This is a genomic window from Staphylococcus lugdunensis, assembly GCF_002901705.1.
In the GTDB taxonomy this organism is placed as follows: Bacteria; Bacillota; Bacilli; order Staphylococcales; family Staphylococcaceae; genus Staphylococcus; species Staphylococcus lugdunensis.
This window is the reverse complement of the sequence record NZ_PPPV01000016.1, coordinates 892,466-917,669: the sequence shown is the minus strand read 5'-3', so window position 1 is coordinate 917,669 and position 25,204 is coordinate 892,466. Positions and strand designations below refer to the sequence as shown.

General features: G+C 34.1%; 23 protein-coding genes. 8 read left to right on the top strand and 15 right to left on the bottom strand.

What is annotated here, in order from left to right; translation table 11 throughout:
* Nucleotides 1-175: 175 nt before the first annotated feature.
* From CD041_RS11065 to CD041_RS11055, 3 genes are read left to right on the top strand one after another with little or no spacing between them, the layout of a single operon-like run.
* Complete coding sequence (locus CD041_RS11065) at nt 176-934, top strand: ABC transporter ATP-binding protein (protein ID WP_062078413.1); 759 nt, start codon at nt 176-178, stop codon at nt 932-934.
* Nucleotides 924-2,810 carry an FtsX-like permease family protein gene (locus CD041_RS11060; RefSeq protein WP_080606647.1) on the top strand — a complete coding sequence of 629 codons (1,887 nt, stop codon included), beginning with the start codon at nt 924-926 and terminating at the stop codon, nt 2,808-2,810. Before CD041_RS11065 ends, CD041_RS11060 begins: the two co-directional genes overlap by 11 nt.
* A 24-nt stretch (nt 2,811-2,834) precedes the next feature.
* Complete coding sequence (locus CD041_RS11055) at nt 2,835-3,032, top strand: VraH family peptide resistance protein (protein WP_002461061.1); 198 nt, start codon at nt 2,835-2,837, stop codon at nt 3,030-3,032.
* A 64-nt stretch (nt 3,033-3,096) separates the two neighbouring features.
* Here CD041_RS11055 and CD041_RS11050 read toward each other — a convergent pair whose 3' ends face one another.
* From CD041_RS11050 to rpmH, 15 genes are all read right to left on the bottom strand, one after another.
* Entirely contained in the window at nt 3,097-3,666 is a 570-nt protein-coding gene (locus tag CD041_RS11050) for a helix-turn-helix domain-containing protein (RefSeq protein ID WP_037543495.1), read from the bottom strand.
* A gap of 405 nt (nt 3,667-4,071) precedes the next feature.
* Nucleotides 4,072-4,977 (bottom strand): phosphate/phosphite/phosphonate ABC transporter substrate-binding protein, encoded by a 906-nt coding sequence (gene phnD, locus CD041_RS11045; RefSeq protein WP_070648031.1) that lies wholly within the window; start codon nt 4,975-4,977, stop codon nt 4,072-4,074.
* A gap of 251 nt (nt 4,978-5,228) precedes the next feature.
* A complete protein-coding gene (locus CD041_RS11040) occupies nt 5,229-6,011 on the bottom strand; it encodes a glucose 1-dehydrogenase (protein ID WP_080606648.1) in 783 nt (260 codons plus the stop codon).
* Between the two features lie 3 nt (nt 6,012-6,014).
* Nucleotides 6,015-7,310 (bottom strand): MFS transporter, encoded by a 1,296-nt coding sequence (locus CD041_RS11035; RefSeq protein WP_002461056.1) that lies wholly within the window; start codon nt 7,308-7,310, stop codon nt 6,015-6,017.
* Nucleotides 7,311-7,345: 35 nt separating this feature from the next.
* Nucleotides 7,346-8,947 (bottom strand): xylulokinase, encoded by a 1,602-nt coding sequence (locus CD041_RS11030; protein ID WP_062078407.1) that lies wholly within the window; start codon nt 8,945-8,947, stop codon nt 7,346-7,348.
* A gap of 429 nt (nt 8,948-9,376) precedes the next feature.
* Nucleotides 9,377-10,456, bottom strand: coding sequence for a sorbitol/xylitol/iditol dehydrogenase GutB (gutB, locus tag CD041_RS11025; RefSeq protein ID WP_002479209.1), 1,080 nt, complete (start codon nt 10,454-10,456; stop codon nt 9,377-9,379).
* Nucleotides 10,457-10,757: 301 nt separating this feature from the next.
* Complete coding sequence (locus CD041_RS11020; RefSeq protein ID WP_080606649.1) at nt 10,758-11,303, bottom strand: TetR/AcrR family transcriptional regulator; 546 nt, start codon at nt 11,301-11,303, stop codon at nt 10,758-10,760.
* On the bottom strand, nt 11,269-11,664 hold the full coding sequence (locus CD041_RS11015) for a DUF3147 family protein (RefSeq protein WP_080606650.1): 396 nt from the start codon (nt 11,662-11,664) through the stop codon (nt 11,269-11,271). Before CD041_RS11015 ends, CD041_RS11020 begins: the two co-directional genes overlap by 35 nt.
* 19 nt (nt 11,665-11,683) lie before the next feature.
* Nucleotides 11,684-12,037 carry a DUF3147 family protein gene (locus CD041_RS11010; RefSeq protein ID WP_002461048.1) on the bottom strand — a complete coding sequence of 118 codons (354 nt, stop codon included), beginning with the start codon at nt 12,035-12,037 and terminating at the stop codon, nt 11,684-11,686.
* A 445-nt stretch (nt 12,038-12,482) separates the two neighbouring features.
* Complete coding sequence (locus CD041_RS11005) at nt 12,483-13,322, bottom strand: ParB/RepB/Spo0J family partition protein (protein ID WP_002461047.1); 840 nt, start codon at nt 13,320-13,322, stop codon at nt 12,483-12,485.
* A gap of 42 nt (nt 13,323-13,364) precedes the next feature.
* Complete coding sequence (gene rsmG, locus CD041_RS11000) at nt 13,365-14,087, bottom strand: 16S rRNA (guanine(527)-N(7))-methyltransferase RsmG (RefSeq protein WP_070648032.1); 723 nt, start codon at nt 14,085-14,087, stop codon at nt 13,365-13,367.
* Nucleotides 14,084-15,964 (bottom strand): tRNA uridine-5-carboxymethylaminomethyl(34) synthesis enzyme MnmG, encoded by a 1,881-nt coding sequence (gene mnmG / locus CD041_RS10995; protein WP_002479206.1) that lies wholly within the window; start codon nt 15,962-15,964, stop codon nt 14,084-14,086. The genes rsmG and mnmG overlap by 4 nt, the downstream gene beginning before the upstream one ends.
* 52 nt (nt 15,965-16,016) lie before the next feature.
* Nucleotides 16,017-17,396, bottom strand: a complete 1,380-nt coding sequence (mnmE, locus tag CD041_RS10990; RefSeq protein WP_070648033.1) for a tRNA uridine-5-carboxymethylaminomethyl(34) synthesis GTPase MnmE — start codon at nt 17,394-17,396, stop codon at nt 16,017-16,019.
* Between the two features lie 149 nt (nt 17,397-17,545).
* Nucleotides 17,546-17,893 carry a ribonuclease P protein component gene (gene rnpA / locus CD041_RS10985; RefSeq protein ID WP_162494573.1) on the bottom strand — a complete coding sequence of 116 codons (348 nt, stop codon included), beginning with the start codon at nt 17,891-17,893 and terminating at the stop codon, nt 17,546-17,548.
* A 79-nt stretch (nt 17,894-17,972) separates the two neighbouring features.
* Nucleotides 17,973-18,110: a 50S ribosomal protein L34 gene (gene rpmH, locus CD041_RS10980; RefSeq protein WP_000240855.1), complete on the bottom strand. Its 138-nt coding sequence runs from the start codon at nt 18,108-18,110 to the stop codon at nt 17,973-17,975.
* 650 nt (nt 18,111-18,760) lie between these two features.
* Between rpmH and dnaA the strand changes: the two genes are divergently transcribed.
* The 5 genes from dnaA (at nt 18,761) to gyrB (ending at nt 25,197) form a co-directional block, all read left to right on the top strand.
* Nucleotides 18,761-20,128: a chromosomal replication initiator protein DnaA gene (gene dnaA / locus CD041_RS10975; protein WP_002492036.1), complete on the top strand. Its 1,368-nt coding sequence runs from the start codon at nt 18,761-18,763 to the stop codon at nt 20,126-20,128.
* Nucleotides 20,129-20,414: 286 nt separating this feature from the next.
* Nucleotides 20,415-21,548: a DNA polymerase III subunit beta gene (gene dnaN, locus CD041_RS10970; RefSeq protein WP_002461039.1), complete on the top strand. Its 1,134-nt coding sequence runs from the start codon at nt 20,415-20,417 to the stop codon at nt 21,546-21,548.
* A gap of 350 nt (nt 21,549-21,898) precedes the next feature.
* Nucleotides 21,899-22,141 carry a S4 domain-containing protein YaaA gene (gene yaaA, locus CD041_RS10965; RefSeq protein WP_180991374.1) on the top strand — a complete coding sequence of 81 codons (243 nt, stop codon included), beginning with the start codon at nt 21,899-21,901 and terminating at the stop codon, nt 22,139-22,141.
* Nucleotides 22,138-23,253, top strand: coding sequence for a DNA replication/repair protein RecF (recF, locus tag CD041_RS10960; RefSeq protein WP_002479200.1), 1,116 nt, complete (start codon nt 22,138-22,140; stop codon nt 23,251-23,253). The genes yaaA and recF overlap by 4 nt, the downstream gene beginning before the upstream one ends.
* Nucleotides 23,254-23,262: 9 nt before the next feature.
* Complete coding sequence (gene gyrB, locus CD041_RS10955) at nt 23,263-25,197, top strand: DNA topoisomerase (ATP-hydrolyzing) subunit B (protein ID WP_002461035.1); 1,935 nt, start codon at nt 23,263-23,265, stop codon at nt 25,195-25,197.
* The last annotated feature ends 7 nt before the right edge of the window (nt 25,198-25,204 follow it).

Here is a 25,204-nt window from a genome sequence, read left to right as displayed (position 1 = left end):
TTTAAAATTATAATCTATTCCCGCTAAAAATAAAACTCATATTAACTATAGCTTGTTATTATTTATTTCTTTCAACTTTGTAAGTTAAACATCATTGTTTGTAAGATTAGATAAAGGCGCTTGTGTTGAATAACTCATAAAATAAAAATATCGATAAAACAAGAGGAGTGACACAATGCCTATATTAAATGTTAATCATTTATCTAAAGTTTATGGTAAAAAACAAAAATATAAAGCACTACACGATATTAACTTTTCGGTTGATAAAGGAGAATTTGTAGCAATTATGGGCCCATCTGGTTCAGGTAAAACAACGTTACTTAATGTAATCAGCTCTATTGATACATTATCAGGTGGTACTGTTGAAATTAATGGTCACACATTAAACAACTTAAATGATAAACAACTTGCACAATTTCGTAAAACAGACTTAGGTTTTATCTTTCAAGACTATAGCGTCTTACCAACGTTAACTGTCAAAGAAAACATCATGTTACCACTATCAGTACAAAAGTTATCTGCAGCAGAGATGGAGCAAAATTATAGCGAAGTAACACAAGCCTTAGGTATCCATGACTTAAGTCATAAATATCCTAGTGAAATTTCTGGTGGTCAACAACAAAGAACAGCAGCTGCTCGTGCTTTCGTTCATAAACCAAGCATCATTTTTGCTGACGAGCCTACAGGTGCGCTTGATTCTAAAAGCGCCCAAGATTTACTACATCGTTTAGAAGACATGAACCAACACTTTAATACAACGATTGTAATGGTTACTCACGATCCTTCAGCAGCAAGTTTCGCACAACGTGTCATTATGTTAAAAGATGGTGCTATTTATTCTGATTTCCGACAAGGTGAACACACTAAAAGCACCTTTTATGACCGCATTATTCAACTGCAGTCTTCAATGGGTGGTGTAGCTAATGACGTTTAATCAAATCATTTTTAAAAATTTACGTCAAAACATCAAAAACTATATGTTGTATTTATTTTCACTTATTTTAAGTATTGTACTGTATTATAGTTTTGTCACATTACAATATACAAAAAGTATTAATAACGAGAATGCTGGTACAATTGTTCAAAAAGGTGCAATGATAGGTGCTATTTTTCTCTTCATTATTATTATCATTTTCTTAATGTATACCAATCATTTATTTATTAAACGACGAACAAAAGAATTTGCACTATTTCAATTGATTGGTTTAAATAAACATAACATCTTACGTATGTTATCAATAGAACAGTTTACCTTTTTTGCACTGACAGGTATTATAGGAATATTTATTGGAACGTTTGGTTCACAGCTTTTATTATCAATCTTAATACGTATGATGCATTTATCTATTAATGTCTCAATTAGTTTTGAACCCATGGCGTTGATTCAAACCATGATCATGCTACTATTAGCTTTTATTATGATATTTTTGCAAAATCGACGTTTTTTAAAGAAACGTAGCATTTTAGATATGATGAAAGATAATATATCTTCAGAAGCTACTAAAGCACGCATCACCATACCTGAAACGGTTGCCGGCCTATTAGGTATCATCATGATAGCCTTTGGATATTATATTTCCACGGAAATGTTTGGTCAATTTAAAGCCTTAACACTCACAATGTTATCACCTTTTGTTATTCTATTCTTAACGATTGTCGGTGCCTATTTATTTTTCAGAAGTTCAGTTTCTATTATTTTTAAATCTTTGAAAAAATTAAAGCATGGACGTATTAATATTACAGATGTCGTCTTTACGTCGTCTATTATGCACAGAATGAAGAAAAATGCTTTATCGCTAACGATTATCGCAATCATTTCAGCGGTCACGGTTACGATTTTATGCTTTGGTGTCATTAGTAAATCCAATACTGATTACACACTTAAGGCAACGTCACCACAAGATATCAACTTTTCAAAAGCATCTTCTGCACAAAAATTTGAAGAACAGTTAAAGCAAAAAGGCATTCGTTATCATAAAAAAGAAGTATCTGTCTTAATGACCAAAATTGTCAAAAGTGAGGCACTAAAAAATAAATTAAATGATACAAATAATCAACTAAGCTTGGGTATCATGCCAGATCAAAAAGTACAAGGTAATAAGGCAACACTAACGAATCTCAAGGGTCCATTAAGCGGTATAGTTAACATTCACTTAAATCGCAATGTCACTGTTAAAGGACAATCACAACAAACCTTTAACGTTAACGCAATAAATAAAGATGAAGTGATTTCAATGCTTGCATCAAATGGTGGGCCTGTATTAAAAGTAAGTCCGGAAAAATACCAATCGTTGGCAAATGATAAGCTTATTGCTACACACTATGGCTATAATATTCACACGCATCAACAGCTTAAACAGGCCGAACATATAGCTCAGCGTGTCGCACCTAATATCACGATTCAAAGTCAAACAACAACCATGCTAGATCAATCAAATGGTATCTTAATGTTTGTTTCTTCATTCCTTGGTCTAGCCTTCTTAGTTGTAGCGGGTTGTATTATTTATATTAAGCAGATGGATGAAACCGAAGATGAAATGAGCAATTATCGTATCTTACGTCGTATTGGTTTCACGCATATTGATATGATGAAAGGTATAGGTTTTAAAATATTATTCAACTTTGGTTTACCTTTATTGATTGCCTTATTACATGCTTTATTCGCAGCTCTGGCTTTTATGAATTTATTAGGGCAACAAGATTTAAGACCTGTTATTGTAGTCATGGTTGTGTATACCATCGTTTATTTAATATTTGCTGTTATTTCATTTATCCATGCAAACAATAAGATTAAACAAGCATTAAATTAATATATTTTGAAAGGATGTATTGTCATGAAATTTAAAGAATTAGTTAAACAATCATACGAGGATTTAAAAAACTTAGAGGTTAATTGGTTTAACGGTATAACATTGACACTAGCTGTTATCATTTTAAGTAGTATAACAACACCTATTCTTGGTGTGCCTGCAGGGTTACTCGGGGGCGCTTATTACTTAAAACGTCGTGAAGAAAAGAATAATCATAAGTAGATAGTATATAGGGGCAGTAACACAGCTAAATGAAATAACTGTGATGACTGCCCCATTTTTAAATTTATAAGAATACATCAGTTAACCATAAACTAGCTAGTACAATAATCATAATACTACCAACAAAACAGATAAAAGCTAAAGCACTCGTGAAGAGCTCACGTTTTTTCGTTACTTGAACTTTATTAGGATCTTCTCCATTCATAAATGCAATAATACGATCTGCATTTTCCATGTTATGTTTATATTTAAGTCTATCTATTCGTATACTTGCAAAAAGGCCTATCATGTATAAAATCAATATGATAAATAATCCTAGCCAACTAAAATAATGTATCATAGGCCCTATCAACACAGCGGCTATTACAAATGTTACTAACATACACCATGTCCATTTGTTCATTTCCTTACGTACTACTTCTCTATCCATTTGATATACGTCTCCTTTAACAAGATCATCTAAGGATACATTAAATAGCGAGCACATCATTAATAAATTGTGGATATCGGGCAAACTTTTATTATTTTCCCAGTTAGAAATCGTTTGTCTAGAAACATATAATTTTTCAGCCAATACTTCTTGTGAATAGCCTTGCTGTATTCTATATTTTTTTAATTGTTGCCCAACATTTATCATTTTGCGCTCCTTAGATTATCTCTGTGAAAATTTCACTCATTTAAATAAGTGATAGTTTTATAGAAACGTATGTTATAGTATTAATCTATCAAATATCTTTAGAAACTGCAGTATTAATAGTGACAAAATGCTTTGACAATTTGATATCATCGTGTTTTTTAGACATCCGTACGTCTAAAATTTTATTTATGTGTTACAAAACAATGTGTGTCTTTGGTAAAAAAAGGAGCGGAACAGAATGCATTATGAATTCGAAGTCCCGCCCCAGCAAGGTTGACTAGGAATGAAAACAGCTTGGTATAAGCGTATTTTCAATCCAATCAACTACTGCCAATATTTAGTTCATAACTTAGGACATAATGATGCCCAAACTGATATGGTGATACCCTTCTGTTAATATTTCTAGCCGTCTATCAAGATACGGTTATCTCTAACTTTCTTAAAGTCCGCTTCACTTGTTTTTTCATATCCTTCATGGTCAAAGAGGTCATGAATTAATTGACGTCCTTCTTTCTTTTTGCTGACATTAATAAATGCTTTTGCAATTTTATTACGCCATTCGTCACTTAAATCTACACGAACCGAAATAGTGTCATTTGGTATTTTATCTGATGTATAAATGACTCTCGTATCTTTATAAACATTAGGTTTAGATTTTTTTAGCTCTACACGTGCATCATCATAAGTAGCCACGGCATCTATATCTCCATCTAGCAACGTCTTTAATGCTTGATCTTCATCTTTAAATTGAGACACACGCAATGCACTTTTAGGAATATGTTCTCTTTGCAAATCAGCTAATGGATAAATATATCCTGCAGCTGAATCTGCATCTTGTAACCCAACTTTTTTCCCTTTTAAATCTTTAAGCTTTTTAATGTCACTATCTTTCTTAACCACAATTTGTGAACGATAATAATCTCCCAATTTCTTAGTTTGATTTCCTTTATCATCAACTAAATAGTCTTTAGATTTTAACAGAACATCTACTGTTCCTTTATCTCGACCAATTGTATAGGTTACTGGCGACATGATAGCCACATCCATTTTTTTAGATGCTAAATCTTCAATCATCTTATAATCGCTAGTTGTACACTGTATATTCACAGGCGCTTTTAACTCTTTAGACAATAACTTTTGTAATGACTCAATTTTATCGTCATATTTCTTTCCTGTTTGTGATTGAGGCGCAACATATTCAATATTAACAGGCTTCTTTGCTACTTTCTTTTTCTTGTTCTCTTCGCAACCATATAAAGAAATTGCCATACACATTGTTAGTATTAGAATTAGTATAATCTTTTTCACTGATATTCCATCCTTTTGTATGAAATTTCTTTTATCATATACTAGTCAAATCATTTTGACCACCCCATTTTTGACAATATTATTAATTATTAATTTTTTATCTCATTTAATACGATTCCTTAACAAAATTTAGCGATTTATTTTACATTTCAAAAGATCATTGAATATAAAACAAGCACAACGATGATTATGGCAAACCATCATTGTGCTATTATTGTGAGATTGATATCTCAGACTGTTTTGAAATTATATTATAATGCTGTGTAACCACCATCGATTGTAAATACACTACCTTGAGCAAATGTTGATGCATCAGATGCGAGGTAAACGACAATACCGCCTAATTCGTGTGGCTCACCTGGACGACCCATTGGTGTTGCTCCCATCCAATAATCAATCATATCGCCACCAGTATTAAACATTGGTTCAGTTAATGCTGTTTTCATATAACCTGGTGCGATTGTATTTACTTTAATACCGTATTTAGACCATTCCATGGCTAAACTTTTCGTTAACATAATGACGCCTGCTTTAGATGCGTTATAAGATGCTTGCTCTTGTGGTTTATTTGCAATTAAGCCAGACATTGATGATGTATTAATGATTGAACCATTTCCTTGTTTAATCATTTGGCGTCCAACTGCTTGTGCCACTAAGAAAACCCCATTTAAGTTAAGATTGATGACTTTTAACCAATTTTCATAAGAAACATCTTCCGCTTTTTCATTAATTGTCATTCCTGCATTATTAACTAAAATATCAATTTTTCCATATTTTTTAACAACGTCTTGTACCATCTTATTAACATCATCAGGATTTGTAACATCTACTTTTAATGCTGTGGTTTTAACACCTTCATTGTGTGCAATAGCTTGAGCTGTTTCTTCTGCTAAATCTAACTTAATGTCGGCAATTACAATATCTGCACCTGCTTGTGCTAGCGCTTCAGCCATTGCTTTACCTAGACCCATCGCCCCACCAGTTACGATTGCTACTTTACCATTTACTCTAAATTGATTAATAATATTTGTCATAAATTACACTCCTTCATTCGTTTGTACTTGATTTGTTATTTCTACTTCTTTCGTTGGTTGCTGCACTTTCATAAAGAATGTCAAGATGAAGCCTATGATATAAAGAATGGCATAGACCCAAATAGTTACTTTTTCTGTAGTAAACATTAATGTGACACTTGCTATCGCAGGACCACAAAAATTACTTAATCCTGCAGCCAGGTTATGTACAGATACTGCCGCACCCTTATGTTCCGGCACTAATGTTGGGAAAATAGCTGACATCGGTACATATGCCGCCACTGCGAAACCTAACATTAACGCTATTAATGTCGTCACAAAGATGTTTGGACCACTCCACGATGGCAAATAATAGAAGGCTAAAGTTGATAAGGCCATGCCAATACAACCGAACCAACGCACTTGGCGCACCCAGCCAATTTTATCACCGACAACACCCCAGAATAAGTTAGTGAAGATTGTGATAAAATACATCAGTCCCCATACGCGTAGCCATTCAGATGTTGTAAAGCCGAATTCATCAGTATATACACGCGGTAAAAAAGCAACTAAGCCAAATAGCGATAATTGGTTAATAATCCGCACCACAAAAGCAATAGCTACTTGCTTATTACCTAGAAGCGTGATTCCTCGACCAAATTCTGCAAACATTTCTTTTGTCGTCATACGCTTTGCTTCAACGTCTTCACCTTTTTTATCTTTCACCAAGAACGTTGCAATGAGTCCACCAACTAGAATAAATACAATTGATAACCATAATGAACCCAACTCTCCAATAAATGGAATCGTAAAGCTTGGTAAATATGAACCTAATACACCAATACCTATAGAATACATCGCCCAGAACCAACCCATCGCGGATGCGAGTTTATAGGCAGGTGAAGAATATGTAATCCATACGACAAAGCTATAAATAAACATTGGATAAGCAAAACCGCGGATGCCATACATGATAAGCATCATCGCATAGTTTTGTTGTTCTAAACCAAACACTAGAAATCCTACATGAAAGATAATCCAAATAATAAAGGCAAATGTCATGATACGTCTTGGGCTAAATATTTCTGCTAACACACCTGATAACCATGATGCGATAGCCACAACCAAGCCATAAACAGCCAGTACTCTACCAGCTTCTGAGCTACTAAATCCTAGACTCCCAATATATTTAGACAAGAACGCTTGCTCAACACCATCACCCGTCATAAAAATAGCCACTGCAACATAGCCCCAAATAAGTACCATTGGTAAGCCTAAAAATTGACGCTCTGTTTGCTGACTTTGTATCTTATTAACCACGTTTCCATCCCACTTTCATTATTTTGTTTAAACTTTTACATTCCGAATTTTTTTGCTGCTAATTTTTCAAGTGGAATACCTTGCTTGAAACGTTCAGTATACATTCGAAAACTTTCCACTTCTGCAGCAGTTGGCTCAATAGCAACAGACGTCGTATTCTTAAACGCATAGTTGCTTAAATAAGTGGCTAAATCACTATTGCGTTGGTCTTTTAAATATTGTGCTAATACTGCAATGCCCCATGCACCGCCTTCACTTGCCGTTTGCATGACACGTACATTTGTTTCAAGCGCTGCTGCTAAAAACGTTTGCGCAACCTTTTCAGTTTTAAAAATACCACCGTGACCAAGCATAGAATCTATAGTAATATTTTCATTTTCTTTCAATAAATCAACGCCAATTTTCAACGTACTGAATGCGCTATAAATATGCGTTTTCATTAAGTTTGCTAAATTAAAGTTACTATCTACCGACCGCACTAACATAGGATAACCTTGAGGTACATCGGTAATGAATTCCCCAGAGATATAGCCATAAGATAATAAATTTCCCAGGTTATCCTCTCCGTTTAAAGCGCTTTCAAAAACTTTTGTAAAAAGCTCATTTTTGTCGTAATTGACGCCCATCGTTTGTAATACTTCTTCAAAAAGATTTATCCATAGGTTAATATCAGACGTGCAATTATTCGCATGAATCATGGCTACCTCATAACCATCTGGCGTCGTCACAATATCTACTTCTGGATAAACACGTTGAATAGGTTGTTCTAACACAATCATTGAGAAGATACTTGTACCTGCTGAAACATTACCTGTACGCGGTGCTACACTATTCGTTGCAACCATACCTGTTGCTGCGTCTCCCTCAGGGGCACAAAGAGGACATCCTGCCTGCAACTCACCATTTGGATCAATTAATTTTGCACCTGTTTCAGTTAGTCTACCAGCAGACTCACCTGCTACGACAACACGAGGTAAAATGTCACCAATCTTTTGGTTATAACCACGCTGCGCAAATAACTTATTAAAGCGGTTCATTAAATCTTGACGATAATCTAGCCGTTGACTATCAATTGGAAACATTCCGGAAGCATCACCAATACCAATCACTTTTTCATCGGTTAAATACCAATGAATATAACCCGCTAATGTCGTCATATATCTTACACGTTCGACATGGGGTTCTGTCTCCATCGCTGATTGAAAAAGTTGTGCGATACTCCAACGCTCGGGAATATTAACATTAAAATCTTCACGTAATACCGTAGCTGCTTCATTCGCATTATTGTTACGCCATGTTCTAAAAGGTACAAGTAAATCATCATGTTCATCAAATACTAAATAACCATGCATCATGCCACTAATACCTAATGACGCTATTTGATTAACAGTCGTATCATATGTATCTTTAACGTATCGTGTCATTTCACCATAACTTTTTTGTAAACCAACCCATGCATCATTCATGGAATAAGTCCAATAGCCATTGTCAAAACTATTTTCCCATTCAAATGAGCCCGTAGCTATTGTATTAAAATCATCATCAATGGCTACCGTCTTAATTCTTGTCGATCCAAATTCAATGCCTACGGAAAGATGACCCGCTTCAATAAAGCGTTTTGTTTCTTCAATATTCATTAACAACCCTCCTTTTCACATTTTATGAAACCGTTACCATTTACAATGCTAACACAATTTATTTTACAACCATAGGAAAATAACATGTATTTCATAGTTAATTTTGAATAAAATAACAACTTTATGCTAAAAGTTCAATATTTCTAACTTTATTAGAAAATATTAAATAGAATTTTCAAAAATATATCTTAAAACTAAAAAACAATAAGGCTATACTGCTATATTGCATAACAATGTATAACCTTATCAATAATGATATATCCGTGAGTGGGATAGTATTCATGATGAATTCTGTCCCATCCTAGCACAGTTGACTAGAAGTGAAAAAATATTGGTATAATCATATTTTCAATCCCGTCAACTACTGCCAATATATCGTTCATAGTCTAAAATATAATGATGTCCCAAACTGAATATTTATCTCTAAATTTATAATTTGGCTGCTTCGATACCATTTGGATATACAATCACTTTTAACGAACCAGATTTATCTGTTCTTGCACGCTCCATTGCTGCTTTTGTTTCTGACAAAGGATATTGATGTGTAAACATAGAATTTAAATCTGCATCAGTATGACTTAAAATTTGAATGCCTGTATCATACGTATTTGCATATCTAAAAATACCAACAAGGTTTATTTCATGATTGGTAATAAAAGGAATATTAAGAGGATTATCCGCCTCTTGAGCTAAACCTACCGCTGCTAGAGTACCACCATTTTTTAATGCTGCTAAAGCACTGCGTAAGGCAATTTGATTTCCTGCTGTCTCAATTGCGTAGTCAACACCATGTTGCTGTGTTAATTCATTTATTCGTTGATTAACATCTTCGTCTTTGACATTAATAGTTGTTGTTGCCCCTAATTTTAGTGCTTCATCTAAACGATTTTGTTCCATATCAGATACGATAATTTGAGTAGCTCCAAAGGCTTTGGCCGCGACAACCGTCATTAATCCCACAGGTCCCATTCCCATTATCACTACAGATGATCCTGGTTGAATATTTGCTCGACGACAAGCTTGTATACCAACTGACAATGGTTCATTCAGGGTTGCTTGTTCATAGCTCAATGTGTCTGGAATATGGAATAAGTAATCTTCTGGATGCTTCAAATATTCCGTAAATGCCCCGTCAACAGGAGGTGTTGCGAGAAATACAACGTCTGGGCACAAATTATATTTTCCGGTTTTACAATATTCACATGTTCCACATGGCACACCCGGTTCAACTGCCACTCGATCTCCAGGTTTAAAATGCGTTACATCACTGCCTACAGCTGCTACTTTTCCAGCGCATTCATGTCCTAAAATAAGTGGTGCTTCAACTACAAATTCACCGACACTACCATGAGCATAATAATGCACATCAGAGCCACATACACCAACTGCTAACATTTGTACCAATACATCATGCGGCCCAAGTTCTGGCACATTCACTTCTTTAATTTCAATATCGTACGGTTCATTTAACACTGCCACTTTCATCTTTCTAGGAATTTCATGATCCATCTTTATCCACCTCATTGTTTTGTTGTTACATTTATGTCGATATCTCGATGTTTGATTTTCCACAAGATTGCTAAGTTAATGCTAGCATTATGAATATATTATGTAAACGATTTCAATAATTATTAGTTTGTTAAATAAAAATGTGAGCGGGACTGAATTCATTAGGAATTCGTAGTCCCGCCCCAGCAAGGTTGACCAGGATTGAAAAAGCTTAGTATAAACGTATTTTCAAATCAGTCAACTACTGCCAATATATCGTTCATAGTCTAAAACATAATGATGTCCCAAACTGTTAAAATCGTTATTGCTCAATATCATAGGCCTTAAGCAAACGCTTTAATAACCGTTGAATATAATGCTCATCTAACTCTTGAGGCTTAATTAAGATATTAAAATAAATGGGTGAAAATACTAAATCAATCATTAAATCTTGGTCTTCTTCATTAAGATAAGGTGCAATCATCTCTTTAAAATTTCGCCGATTACTTTCAAAGTAACCTTTCATAAATAATCCTCTAGCCTCAGATTGCTTAGAACTGACTAATATCTCAATCACAGCTCTTCCTAAATTCGTCTTATAAATAGCCATGATTTGTGTGGCAAAAGCAAACAATGCATCATATAAATTTATATGATTAAACGTAATATCACGTGTATGCGTAACAAACATATCGATAATAATGGATGCTTTATCTTTCCATCGTCTATAAATCGTTGCCTTCGATACACCAGTATTTTCTGCAATTTGCTCTATCGTAATCTCACCGTAGTGTGACATTTCTAACAAACGTTCAATTTCACTAAAAATCTTTTTATCTATCGTTGGATTCTTTGGTCTTCCAGCCATGTCGTTCCCTTCTTTTACGTGCTATAAATTCAACTAACTCAAATATTAAAAATGCACTTACAAACCAAACTATGAAACCAATAATAACACTTAATAGCCACTGATGTGTATAGTTGAGCATGGCCCATGTTGCGATAATACTACATAAGACACCCGTCATACCAAAAATAGCACCACGACTCACATGCATGGCTACTTCATCACCAAATTGCATACCCGTAATAAATAATGATACTAAAAAGACTGCCGGTAAGGTCGCAAAGATACCTCCAAATTCTTTCCATGGCAAAACGACAGATACAATATAGCTTAATAAGACTGCCGTGCCACCAACTAAAAATTTAATTACAGCAAGTTTCATGTTACGAAAGCCTCCAAATTTAAATGTGTTTTACTAAAAAGATGGCAACTGAAATAATAAACCAACAAACAAGTGCAAAAATGCTACCTTTAACATAACCTTTCTTACTTATATAGATAGATGTTAATGCCACTGTTAATATACAAGAAGCAATACCAATAATTGCACCTGTACTCAAATGCATAGACATTTTGACAAGTTCTTCACCACGATGATCAATTGCCAATGCAATGATTGCTGCTAAATAGACTGCCGGCAGTGTAGCGATAATTCCTCCTAACTTACCTCCAATTTTTTCTGACATAATCGATGCAAATGCCACTGCAAAACCACCGATAACAAAGTGTAGAATAGCACTAGAAATACTAAACAATCTTTTCCCTTCTTTGACATTTTATTGTAAAACGAAACGTACCGTTTACTATTAATATAAATCGTAATTTCTAAATTGTAAACAGGGCAAATGAAAATAAAAACAGTTAGGGATTTAACTACAACGAAATATCATTGAAACACCAAAATCTTTTCTTCGAGTACGATTTCCACACTCTCATTAATATGTTAAGAAATATTATTTAAAGGTATTAAAGCTGAAAGTTCTATTCATAACGGATGTTGCCTTTGATACATAAAACACCGTGTTCATTTAGTTAAGTGACGTTTATTAAATGATGCAAATATGCTTTATTTTTAAACATAATTTGATATAAAAAGACATGCTAATACAAAGTATTATAAACAAATAAGCCAGTAAATGAATTTTTGTAAACTCATTTACTGGCTTATGTTTCTTGGAACGATATCCCAATCTGTGTTATCTAGTGTTTATATATTTTGATTTTAATTTCATAGTAATCATCGTGATCTTTATCACGATGTTCTACTCGAATACCTGACTGTTCGATTGCTTGGATGCTCTTACCCACTTCATCCCTAGCTTGCGTTAAATCATGCGAAAACTGAAATGTTTGTGCTGTAACCTTTTCTGGTCCTACTTGTTGCTTCACTCGTGCTTCTGTTTGTTTAACATTAAGCTTTTGTTGAATGACTTGTTCAATGAGCTGTTCTTGTGCTTCATTAGACAGAGGTAAGACTGCTCGTGCATGTCGTTCAGTAATTTTACCTTCTCTAAGGCGCACGATAACTTTAGGTGCTAATTTCAAAAGACGTAACTTATTGGCAATAAAGCTTTGGCTTTTCCCCAAACTCTTAGCTAATTCACTTTGTGTTGTATTACCTATTTCAAGTAGTTTTTTATAGGCTTCCGCTTCTTCTACTACAGATAAGTTCTCTCTCTGAATATTTTCAATTAAAGCAACTACGGCCGTTTCCTCATCACTCATGTCACGAATAATGACATCAGCATGTGATTTTTGTAACGATTGCAATGCCCTAAAACGTCGTTCTCCAGCAATAATTTCATACATGTGCTCTTCAATTGGTCTTACAACAATGGGTTGTAACAAACCATGTTCATCAATCGATTCAGCAAGTTCTTTTAATTTACTAGGGTCAAAAACCTGTCGTGGTTGATAACGATTAGGCACAATACGTTCAATTTGAATGGATTCAACATTAGAATTGCGATCTTCTTCAATATAGCCAACAATGTCTTCTTTATTTTTTAAACCAAATAATTTTGAAAAAGGCTTTTTCATTATCCATTCGCTCCTTCTCATTTGAGGTTATTTTAATCTGTTTTATTTTTCAAGTAAAGGAGATTTATTAGGTGTACCAGGTTTTCTCGGATACTTTTTAGCTGTTTGTCGTTGTTTATCGATAACAATCATTTGTCTTTCACCAGCATTTTCAGGTAAGTCAAAATTGAATGTCGTTGCTAATTTACCACCTAAAACGTTAATAGCAAATTGCGCTTCTTCCAGTTCTTCGCCACCTTTTGAAGACTTCAATGCAATAAACTGCCCACCTTTTTTCACAAGAGGTAAGCATAATTCACTAAGTACCGTTAAACGAGCCACAGCCCTTGCTGTTACAATATCATAAGACTCCCTGTAGACACCTTTACCAAAGGTTTCTGCACGATCATGAATAAAGCTAACATCTTGTAATTCTAGCTCACTAGCTAAATGATTAAGAAATTGAATGCGCTTATTCAGTGAATCAACAATTGTAACTTTCAAAGCTGGATAAACGATTTTTAATGGAATGCTAGGAAAACCAGCTCCTGCACCAACATCACAAACAGTTAATGGTTGATTAAAATCATGATAAAAACTTGGTGTAATAGAATCATAGAAATGTTTTAAATAAACATCATGTTCATCGGTAATACTTGTTAAATTCATCTTTTCATTCCACTCAACAAGTAATTGATAATACGTTTGAAATTGTGCTTGTTGTTTTTCAGTCAATAAAATATCATGTTCTTTTAATTTCTCAGTTAACCATTTTACAGCGTTCATTCGCTTTTCACCCTTTGCAACTTACCTTGTTCTAAATACACAAGTAAAATTGAAATATCTGCAGGATTAACACCTGAAATACGTGATGCTTGTGCGATATTCAATGGTTTAACCTTGGCTAATTTTTCACGTGCTTCCGTTGCCAAACTATCGACTTTACTATAATCCAAGTCTTCTGGAATTTTCTTTTGTTCCATACGTTTCACTTTTTCTACTTGTTGTAACGATTTATTGATATAACCTTCATATTTTGTTTGTATTTCAACTTGTTCAGCAACTGCTTCAGGCAATTGATGTGCTTCTCCTAAAATTTCTAAAATAGTATCATACGTCATTTCAGGACGACGTAATAAATCAATAGCTAGAATACCATCTTTAAGCTGAGAACCTCCATGTGCTTCAATCACAGATTGCGTATGTGCATTTGGTTTAATGCGAATATGAGTTAAACGGTCAATTTCATCTTGAATTTGTTGACGTTTTTCATTAAAACGTGCATAGCGTGCTTCAGAAATCATACCTAATTCATAGCCTATGTCAGTCAAGCGTAAATCAGCATTATCATGACGAAGTAATAAGCGATATTCGGCACGAGAAGTTAATAAACGATATGGTTCATTGGTACCTTTAGTTACCAAATCATCAATTAACACACCTATATATGCATCTGAACGACTTAGAATTTTTTCACCTGTGCCTAGCACTTTTCCTGCAGCATTAATACCAGCCATAATACCTTGGCCAGCCGCTTCTTCATATCCAGACGTACCGTTAATTTGTCCTGCAGTATATAGGTTTTTAATCTTTTTCGTTTCTAATGTAGGCCATAATTGAGTTGGCACAATCGCATCATATTCAATTGCATAACCTGCACGCATCATATCAGCTTTTTCAAGACCAGGAATGGTTTCTAACATTTGACGTTGTACGTGTTCAGGAAGGCTTGTAGATAACCCTTGAACATATACTTCATTCGTATTGCGACCTTCTGGCTCTAAGAATAACTGATGGCGTGGTTTATCATTAAAGCGCACAAACTTATCTTCAATTGAAGGACAATAGCGTGGTCCTGTACCTTTAATCATACCTGAATACATCGCTGATAAATGTAAATTATCATCGATGACTTTATGTGTTTCGCCATTAGTATAAGTTAACCAACATGGCAATTGATCTAAAATATATTCCGTTGTTTCAAAGCTAAATGCTCGACCTACATCATCACCTGGTTGAATTTCTGTTTTAGAATAATCGATGGTTTTCGCATTAACACGTGGTGGCGTTCCAGTTTTAAAACGAACTACTTCAAAGCCGAGTTCTCTTAAATTATCTGCTAACGTAATAGATGGCAATTGATGGTTCGGCCCACTTGAATATTTCATATTTCCTAAAATAATTTCACCACGTAAAAATGTTCCTGTAGTAATGACTACTGCTTTAGCATGATATTCTGTACCAATATTTGTACGCACACCTTTAACTACATTATCTTCAATAATTAAATCATCAACCATACCTTGCATAATATCTAAATGTGCTTCGTCTTCAATAACGCGTTTCATTTCTTGTTGGTATAGCACTTTGTCAGCTTGAGCGCGTAGTGCTCTTACTGCAGGTCCTTTACCTGTGTTTAACATGCGCATTTGAATGTGTGTTTTATCAATTGTTTTCGCCATTTGGCCACCTAACGCATCGATTTCTCTTACCACGATACCCTTTGCTGGCCCACCAACTGATGGATTACATGGCATAAACGCTATATTATCTAAATTGATGGTTAACATTAATGTTTTAGCGCCACGACGCGCAGAAGCTAAACCTGCTTCAATACCTGCGTGACCAGCACCAATAACAATCACGTCATAATTTTGTGTCATGATTCAACCTCCCTTTTCCATTTACATATTTATAGACTACCAATCCACTTATTTATTTTCCTAAACAGAATTGACTAAATAACTGATTAATAAGTTCATCACTAGCTGATTCACCAATGATTTCACCTAAAATTTCCCATGTTCGTGTTAAATCTATTTGTACCATATCCATTGGAACGCCAGATTCAGCAGCGTCAATAGCATCTTGAATTGCATGTCTTGCCTGTTTGAGCAATGCGATATGACGTGAATTAGAAACATATGTCATATCTTGATTTTGAACATCGCCACCAAAAAATAAATCTCGTATTTGAATTTCAAGTTCATCTATACCTTCTTGTTTAAGCATAGATGTTTGTATCAATGGTTTATTACCAATCATTTCCTGAACTTCTTCAATGTTTAATTGCTGTACTAAATCTGTTTTATTAACAATTACGATAACATCTTCGTTTTTAATTACTTCAAATAAAGTACGATCTTCTTTTGTTAAAGGCTCATTATAATTAAGAACAAACAAAATTAAATCGGCTTGACTTAAAGCTTTACGAGAACGTTCAACACCTATTTTTTCTACTATGTCTTCTGTGTCTCTAATACCTGCTGTATCAACTAATCTTAATGGTACACCTCTTACGTTAACGTATTCTTCTAACACATCACGTGTTGTTCCTGCAACTTCGGTCACGATTGCTTTATTATCTTGAATAAGGTTGTTAAGCATTGAAGACTTGCCTACGTTTGGCTTACCAACGATAACTGTTGATAAACCTTCTCGCATGATCTTACCTTGAGCACCTGTCTCTAATAACTTGTCAATCTCGGCTTTAATATTTTTAGATTGTTCCAATAAAAATTCGGTCGTAGCATCTTCGACATCATCGTATTCAGGATAATCGATATTCACTTCTACCTGTGCCAATATTTCTAAAATAGATTGTCGCTGTCGTTTTATTAAATCACTTAAACGCCCTTCAATTTGATTCATCGCAACTTTTGATGCGCGGTCTGTTTTAGAGCGAATAAAATCCATAACTGCTTCTGCTTGTGATAAGTCTATCCGTCCATTTAAAAAGGCACGTTTAGAATATTCTCCTGGTTCAGCCATCCTTGCACCATGAGTCATAGTCAATTCTAACACGCGATTAATGGTCAATATGCCGCCGTGACAATTAATTTCAATGATATCTTCTCTAGTAAACGTTTTAGGCGCACGTAATACAGATATCATTACTTCTTCTACTACTTCATTCGTTTCAGGATCAACAATATGACCGTAGTTTATCGTATGAGAATCGACTTCAGCTAATTTGTATTTCCCTTTATAAAGCTTATCACCGATTTCAATTGCTTGTGGTCCTGATAGTCTGACTATTCCAATAGCACCTTCTCCCATCGGTGTCGAAATACTAGTAATTGTATCGAAATCCATAACGCTACTCGCCTCCTTATTCAAGTAAAATTTCATTTTAACATTGTAAATTGTTTCATTTTAAATTGCGAGTATCCCGCTTTATATCTTTAGGTAAGTGTTCGGTTTGTCTGACGTTATACTTACGGATGTCTAATTATTTCATCTTGCTAAATTTTTTTATTAAATACTTTAGCTATTTTTAAGACATGTTCCAAACTTCTTTGAATTTCTAAAGTCGTCATATTTTTAGCTGGATGCCTAGCAATAACAATGATGTCTTTGGCAATAATATCTTGTTTGTGTACTTTAAAATTCTCTCTGATCGCACGTTTAATCTTATTGCGTATCACTGCATTCCCAATCTTCTTAGAAACACTGATACCTAAGCGAAAATGAGCTATCTGATTCTGATATGTGTATACGACAAATTGTCTGTTTGCTACTGACTTTCCATGGCGATAAATCAATTGAAAATCAGCATTTTTTTTAATTCGATATGCTTTTTCCACGTCCACATCACTCGCTTAATTCATTATCTTATTTTAATATAATACATTCTAAACGAAAAAAAAGACCACTGATGAATCAGTGATCTTATGCTGATAAAACTTTGCGACCTTTACGACGACGACGCGCCAATACTTTGCGGCCGTTTTTAGTGCTCATACGTTTTCTGAAACCGTGCACTTTACTGTGTTTACGTTTATTTGGTTGATAAGTACGTTTTACCATGCAAAACACCTCCATCTTTAACTAATAACTAACTCTTTTCATTCACCTGAGCCAATGAAACTGATTATTTTAATAGATAAATATCATTTCTGTTTATCAGAAATCTTCATTTGTTTTCGTTTTATCTAGTCATAATTCAAGCAACTACTACAATATAACAAAATACTTTTTATAAAGCAAGATAGTTTTAGCTGAACACCAAAAATATTTTCATCACAGTTTTAATGAAAATAAACACTACATATATTTCAATTTAAAAGCAATCAGTATAATTATTTCCCGTAACTGTTATCGTCAAAATATGAGACGTGCATAAGTTATCCACTTATACACAAAAACAACCAAATAAGTTGTGGATAATTTTGCAGTTATGCACATAGTTACGCTCGATTTAACCACATATTCACAGTTATTTGACATGTTCTAAGCTTAACAATTATAATTGTGTGGATAAGTTGCTCGAATATTGATTTTATAAGGGGTTATTTATTCAAATTATATACAATTTGGTTGTGAATAAAGTGATAAACTAAGTGAGTTATCCACTATTTGTGATTAACTTGTGGATAATTATTAACATATTGTGATTATCTTTATCCACCATACTGAATTTTGTGTATAAGTCAAAATTAAAGAAAGATGGAGTTTTTATGTCAGAACAAGAAATCTGGGAAAAAGTTTTAGAAGCAGCAAAGTTACATATTTCAGAAACAAGCATGAACACCTTTTTAAAAGATTCGGAACTATACAAAATTGAAAATAATACAGCAATTGTGCTTGTTGGTTATGAATTTTATGCTAGTTGGCTCAACCAAAAGTACTCAGCCATATTCGAATCCATCTTTTCAGAGATAATGGGATTAGATATTACACCTAAGTTTCTTACAGCCGAACAACTTGCTGAAATTGTTAGTGAAGGGGATTCAGCATCTAAAAAAGCGCCTGCATCATCAAAAGCTAAAGCAGAGGATGAACATGACGCGCACGTAGGTACTGATCAATTTAATACACATAATACCTTCGATACATTTGTCATTGGGCCAGGTAATAGATTTCCGCATGCCGCAAGTTTAGCAGTTGCTGAAGCGCCTGCCGAAGCATACAATCCTTTATTTATCTATGGTGGTGTTGGACTAGGTAAAACACATTTAATGCATGCAATTGGACATCATGTTTTAAGTAATAATCCTAATGCCAAAGTGCTTTATACTTCTAGTGAAAAATTTACAAATGAATTTATCAAATCTATTCGTGACGGCGAAAATGAAGCCTTTCGTGAAAAATATCGAAATATTGATGTGCTGTTAATCGATGATATTCAATTTATTCAAAACAAAGAGCAAACACAAGAAGAGTTCTTCCATACATTCAATGAATTACATCAAAATAATAAGCAAATCGTTATTTCTAGTGACCGTCCTCCAAAGGAAATCGCTAAATTGGAAGATCGCTTACGCTCGCGCTTTGAATGGGGATTAATCGTTGATATTACACCACCAGATTATGAAACACGTATGGCAATCTTACAAAAGAAAATGGAAGAAGAAAACTTAGAAATACCAATGGAAGCCTTAAACTATATAGCTAATCAAATTCAATCAAATATTAGAGAATTAGAAGGTGCACTAACCAGATTATTAGCTTATTCTCAGTTGCAAGGACGACCTATTACTACTGAACTCACTGCTGAAGCACTCAAAGATATCATTCAAGTTCCAAAATCTAAGAAAATAACAATACAAGATATTCAAAAAGTTGTTGGCCAGTACTATAGTGTACGGATTGAAGATTTTAGTGCAAAGAAACGTACCAAATCCATTGCATATCCAAGACAAATTGCAATGTATCTGTCTCGCGAACTTACTGATTTCTCATTGCCTAAAATAGGTGAAGAATTCGGAGGACGTGACCATACGACAGTTATTCATGCGCATGAGAAGATTGCAAATGATATTAAAACCGATTCAACTTTCAAACAAGAAGTAGAAAATCTTGAAAAAGAAATTAGGAATCAATAAGTGGGAAATTATTTTCATTGTTTAGCTATAGATTAGCCCGTCAATTTATGGGAATATATAACTGTAATATTTCTTAAATGAGACTATATATTTAAAATACGATAATGTGATTTTGTGGATAATGTGTAAAAGTCATACACACAGTACACAGTTTATCCACATGTGCATAACTTAGCTATCATCAATGATTGAGAGACTTATCCACTAATCCACAAGCCCTACTACTATTACTATGAATTTAAAACCTATATAATCATATATAAACGACTGGAAGGAGTTTAATTTAATGATGGAATTCACAATAAAACGAGATTACTTTATTACACAACTCAATGATACGTTAAAAGCAATCTCACCTAGAACAACATTACCGATTTTAACTGGTATTAAAATTGATGCTAAAGATAATGAAGTGATTTTGACCGGTTCAGATTCAGAGATATCTATTGAAATTACAATACCCAAACAAGTAGATGGTGAAGATATTGTTACCATTTCTGAGACTGGTTCAGTTGTACTTCCTGGTCGTTTCTTCGTTGATATCATTAAAAAGTTACCAGGAAATGAAGTTAAACTATCTACAAACGAACAATTTCAAACACTTATTACATCTGGACATTCTGAATTCAATCTTAGTGGCTTAGATCCAGATCAATATCCACTATTACCACAAGTTTCAAGAGACGATGCGATTCAACTATCGGTTAAAGTACTAAAAAATGTGATAGCACAAACGAATTTCGCAGTGTCCACCTCAGAAACACGACCAGTATTAACTGGGGTTAACTGGCTTATACAAGATAATGAATTAATATGCACAGCAACCGATTCACATCGTTTGGCTGTTAGAAAATTGCAGTTAGAAGATAACTCAGAAAATAAAAATGTCATCATTCCAGGAAAGGCTTTATCTGAATTAAATAAAATTATGAGTGATAGTGAAGAAGATATTGATATCTTTTTTGCACAAAACCAAGTTTTATTTAAAGTTGGCCATATCAACTTCACATCTCGTTTGTTAGAAGGACATTATCCAGATACAACACGCTTGTTCCCTGAAAATTATGAAATCAAATTAGGCATTGATAATGGTGAGTTTTATCATGCGATTGATCGTGCGTCATTATTAGCACGTGAAGGTGGAAATAATGTCATTAAATTAAGTACAGGAAATGACGTCGTTGAATTATCTTCAACATCTCCTGAAATTGGTACAGTTAAAGAAGAAGTAAATGCAACCAATGTTGAGGGCGGAAATTTAAAAATTTCATTTAATTCTAAATACATGATGGATGCGTTAAAAGCCATTGATAATGATGAAGTAGAAATAGAATTCTTTGGAACAATGAAACCATTCATTTTAAAACCTAAAGCCGATGACTCAGTAACACAGCTTATCTTGCCAATTCGCACATATTAAAACACATAGCGTATATGATTTAGTTCAAATCAAACAAAAGAGAGCAATCTTGCTTTCTTTTGTTTATCAATGCTTCATATAAAGCCTCTAAGAGCTTAAATTAGAGGCTAATTTTTAATTTATGATGAAGTTTTAGTAAATATGTTAAACGCGTTGTATGCCCCTTTAAAATGCAAAAAAACGATATAAGCTACTTTAAACCTCTACTTATTCTCATTTTTACTGTATTGCATCATTTTTTATTGTAAATAACAAAATAAATTATTTGTTAAGCGCTTACACACTTTCTTTTAAATGAAATTTCCTGATAAAACAGGTATAATATACTAATGATATGAAAAAGAAACGGAGTGATTAATTTGGTTCAAGAAATTGCTGTTGCAGGAGACATTACTTTAGGTCAATTTTTGAAGACTGAGGGTATTATTGAATCTGGTGGACAAGCAAAATGGTTTCTCCAAGATGTTGAAGTCTTGATTAATGGAAGTCGAGAAACACGTCGTGGTAAAAAATTAACACATCATGATTGCATTGCTATTCCAGAAATTTCTGAAATAGACGACTTCATTATCATTCATCAAGGTGAACAATGAAATTAAAAACACTCCAATTAGAAAACTATCGTAACTATGAAGCAGTTACGTTAAATTGTCATCCAGAAGTGAATATCCTTATTGGTGAGAACGCTCAAGGGAAGACGAATTTACTTGAATCAATTTATACTTTGGCATTGGCTAAAAGCCACCGTACTTCAAATGACAAAGAGCTTATACGTTTTAAAGCTGAGTATGCTAAAATAGAAGGTGAGCTAAATTATCGCCACGGAACAATGCCACTAACAATGTTTATAACTAAAAAGGGCAAACAAGTTAAAGTGAACCACTTAGAACAAAGTCGACTAACTCAATATGTCGGTCATTTAAACGTGGTTCTTTTTGCACCTGAAGATTTAAATATTGTTAAGGGGTCTCCACAAATAAGACGTCGATTTATCGATATGGAATTAGGACAAATATCAGCAGTATATCTGAATGATTTGGCTCAGTATCAGCGTATTCTTAAACAAAAGAATAATTACTTAAAGCAGTTACAATACGGACATAAGACGGACGTCACTATGTTAGAAGTCCTAAATCAACAGTTTGCGCAATATGCATTAAATGTCACTTTAAGACGCGAGCATTTTATTCATGATTTAGAAGCTCTAGCACAGCCCATCCATGCGGGAATAACAAACGATAAAGAAGCGTTATCACTTAATTATTTACCAAGTATTAAATTAAGTGATACAAGCCAAGATGAATCTATTTTATTGTCAGAAGTAATTACGTTTTTAAATGACAATCTTGATAGAGAAATTGATCGTGGTGTTTGTCTTTTCGGTCCGCATAGAGACGATTTGGGATTTAATGTAAATAGCATGGATGCACAGACTTATGGTTCACAAGGTCAACAACGTACGACGGCGTTATCAATTAAACTAGCAGAAATTGAATTAATGAATATTGAAGTTGGGGAATATCCAATCTTATTACTGGATGACGTTTTAAGTGAATTAGATGATTCGAGACAAACACATTTATTAAGTACGATTCAACATAAAGTACAAACATTTGTAACGACAACATCGGTAGACGGTATCGACCATGACATTATGAATAATGCAAGGTTATATCGCATTAAACAAGGTGAAATTATTAAGTAACAGAAAGTGATGGTGACTACATTGTCAGATGTAAACAACACAGATAACTATGGTGCTGGACAGATACAAGTATTAGAAGGTCTTGAAGCGGTTCGAAAAAGACCAGGTATGTATATTGGCTCGACTTCAGAAAGAGGTCTACATCATTTAGTTTGGGAAATTGTAGATAATAGTATTGATGAAGCTTTAGCAGGATATGCAGATCAAATAGAAGTAATTATTGAAAAGGATAATTGGATTAAAGTAACGGATAATGGCCGTGGCATTCCAGTTGATATTCAAGAAAAAATGGGGCGCCCAGCAGTTGAAGTTATCTTAACAGTCTTACATGCCGGCGGTAAATTTGGCGGTGGAGGCTATAAAGTTTCGGGTGGACTTCATGGTGTAGGATCTTCAGTTGTAAATGCGTTATCCGAAGACTTAGAAGTCTATGTACATCGAAATGAAACGATTTACCATCAAGCTTATAAAAAAGGTGTCCCTCAATTTGATTTAAAAGAAGTTGGGGAAACAGATAAAACAGGTACGGTGATTCGCTTTAAAGCGGATAGCGAAATTTTTACCGAAACAACAGTATATGATTACGATACATTGCAAAAGCGTATTCGTGAGCTAGCCTTCTTAAATAAAGGTATTTCTATCACATTAAAAGATGAACGTGATGATGAAGAACAACGAGAAGATACATATCATTACGAAGGCGGTATTAAATCATATGTTGAGTTAATGAATGAAAATAAAGAGCCGATTCACGAAGAACCGATTTATATTCATCAAATGAAAGATGATATTGAAATCGAAATAGCCATTCAATATAACAGTGGTTATGCGACGAATTTATTATCTTATGCGAATAATATACACACGTATGAAGGCGGAACGCATGAAGATGGTTTTAAACGTGCACTAACACGTGTGTTAAATAGCTATGGTACAAAAAGTAAGATTATTAAAGAAGATAAAGATAGATTGTCAGGTGAAGACACACGAGAAGGTTTAACGGCCGTAGTGTCAATCAAACATGGTGATCCACAGTTTGAAGGACAAACAAAAACAAAATTAGGAAACTCAGAAGTACGTCAAGTGGTAGATAAACTATTTTCTGAGTATTTCGAGCGCTTCTTATATGAAAATCCAAATGTGGCACGCATCATTGTTGAAAAAGGAATTATGGCTTCACGTGCACGCGTTGCAGCTAAAAAGGCGCGAGAAGTAACACGCCGTAAATCACATTTAGAAATTTCAAGCTTACCAGGTAAATTAGCAGACTGTTCAAGTAAAAATCCTGATGAAAGTGAAATCTTTATTGTAGAGGGTGACTCTGCCGGGGGGTCTACGAAAGAAGGTCGTGACTCTAGAACACAAGCAATTTTGCCGTTAAGAGGTAAAATCTTAAATGTTGAAAAGTCACGTTTAGATCGCATATTAAACAATAACGAAATTCGCCAAATGATTACTGCATTTGGTACTGGTATTGGTGGAGAATTTGATATTTCAAAAGCACGTTATCATAAAATTGTTATTATGACGGATGCTGATGTTGATGGTGCGCATATTAGAACGTTATTATTAACATTCTTCTATCGCTTTATGCGTCCACTTATCGAAGCAGGTTATGTTTATATTGCGCAACCACCATTATTTAAGTTGACGCAAGGTAAACAAAAATATTATGTCTTTAATGATAAAGAATTAGATAAATTAAAATCAGAGTTAAGCCCAACACCTAAATGGCAAATTTCTCGATATAAAGGTTTAGGAGAAATGAACGCAGATCAACTTTGGGAAACAACGATGAATCCAGATAATCGTATGATGTTACAAGTAAGATTAGATGATGCCATTGAAGCGGATAAAACATTCGAAATGTTGATGGGTGACGTTGTGGAAAACCGTCGTCAATTTATTGAAGATAATGCGGTATATGCAACTTTAGATTTCTAAGCACTAT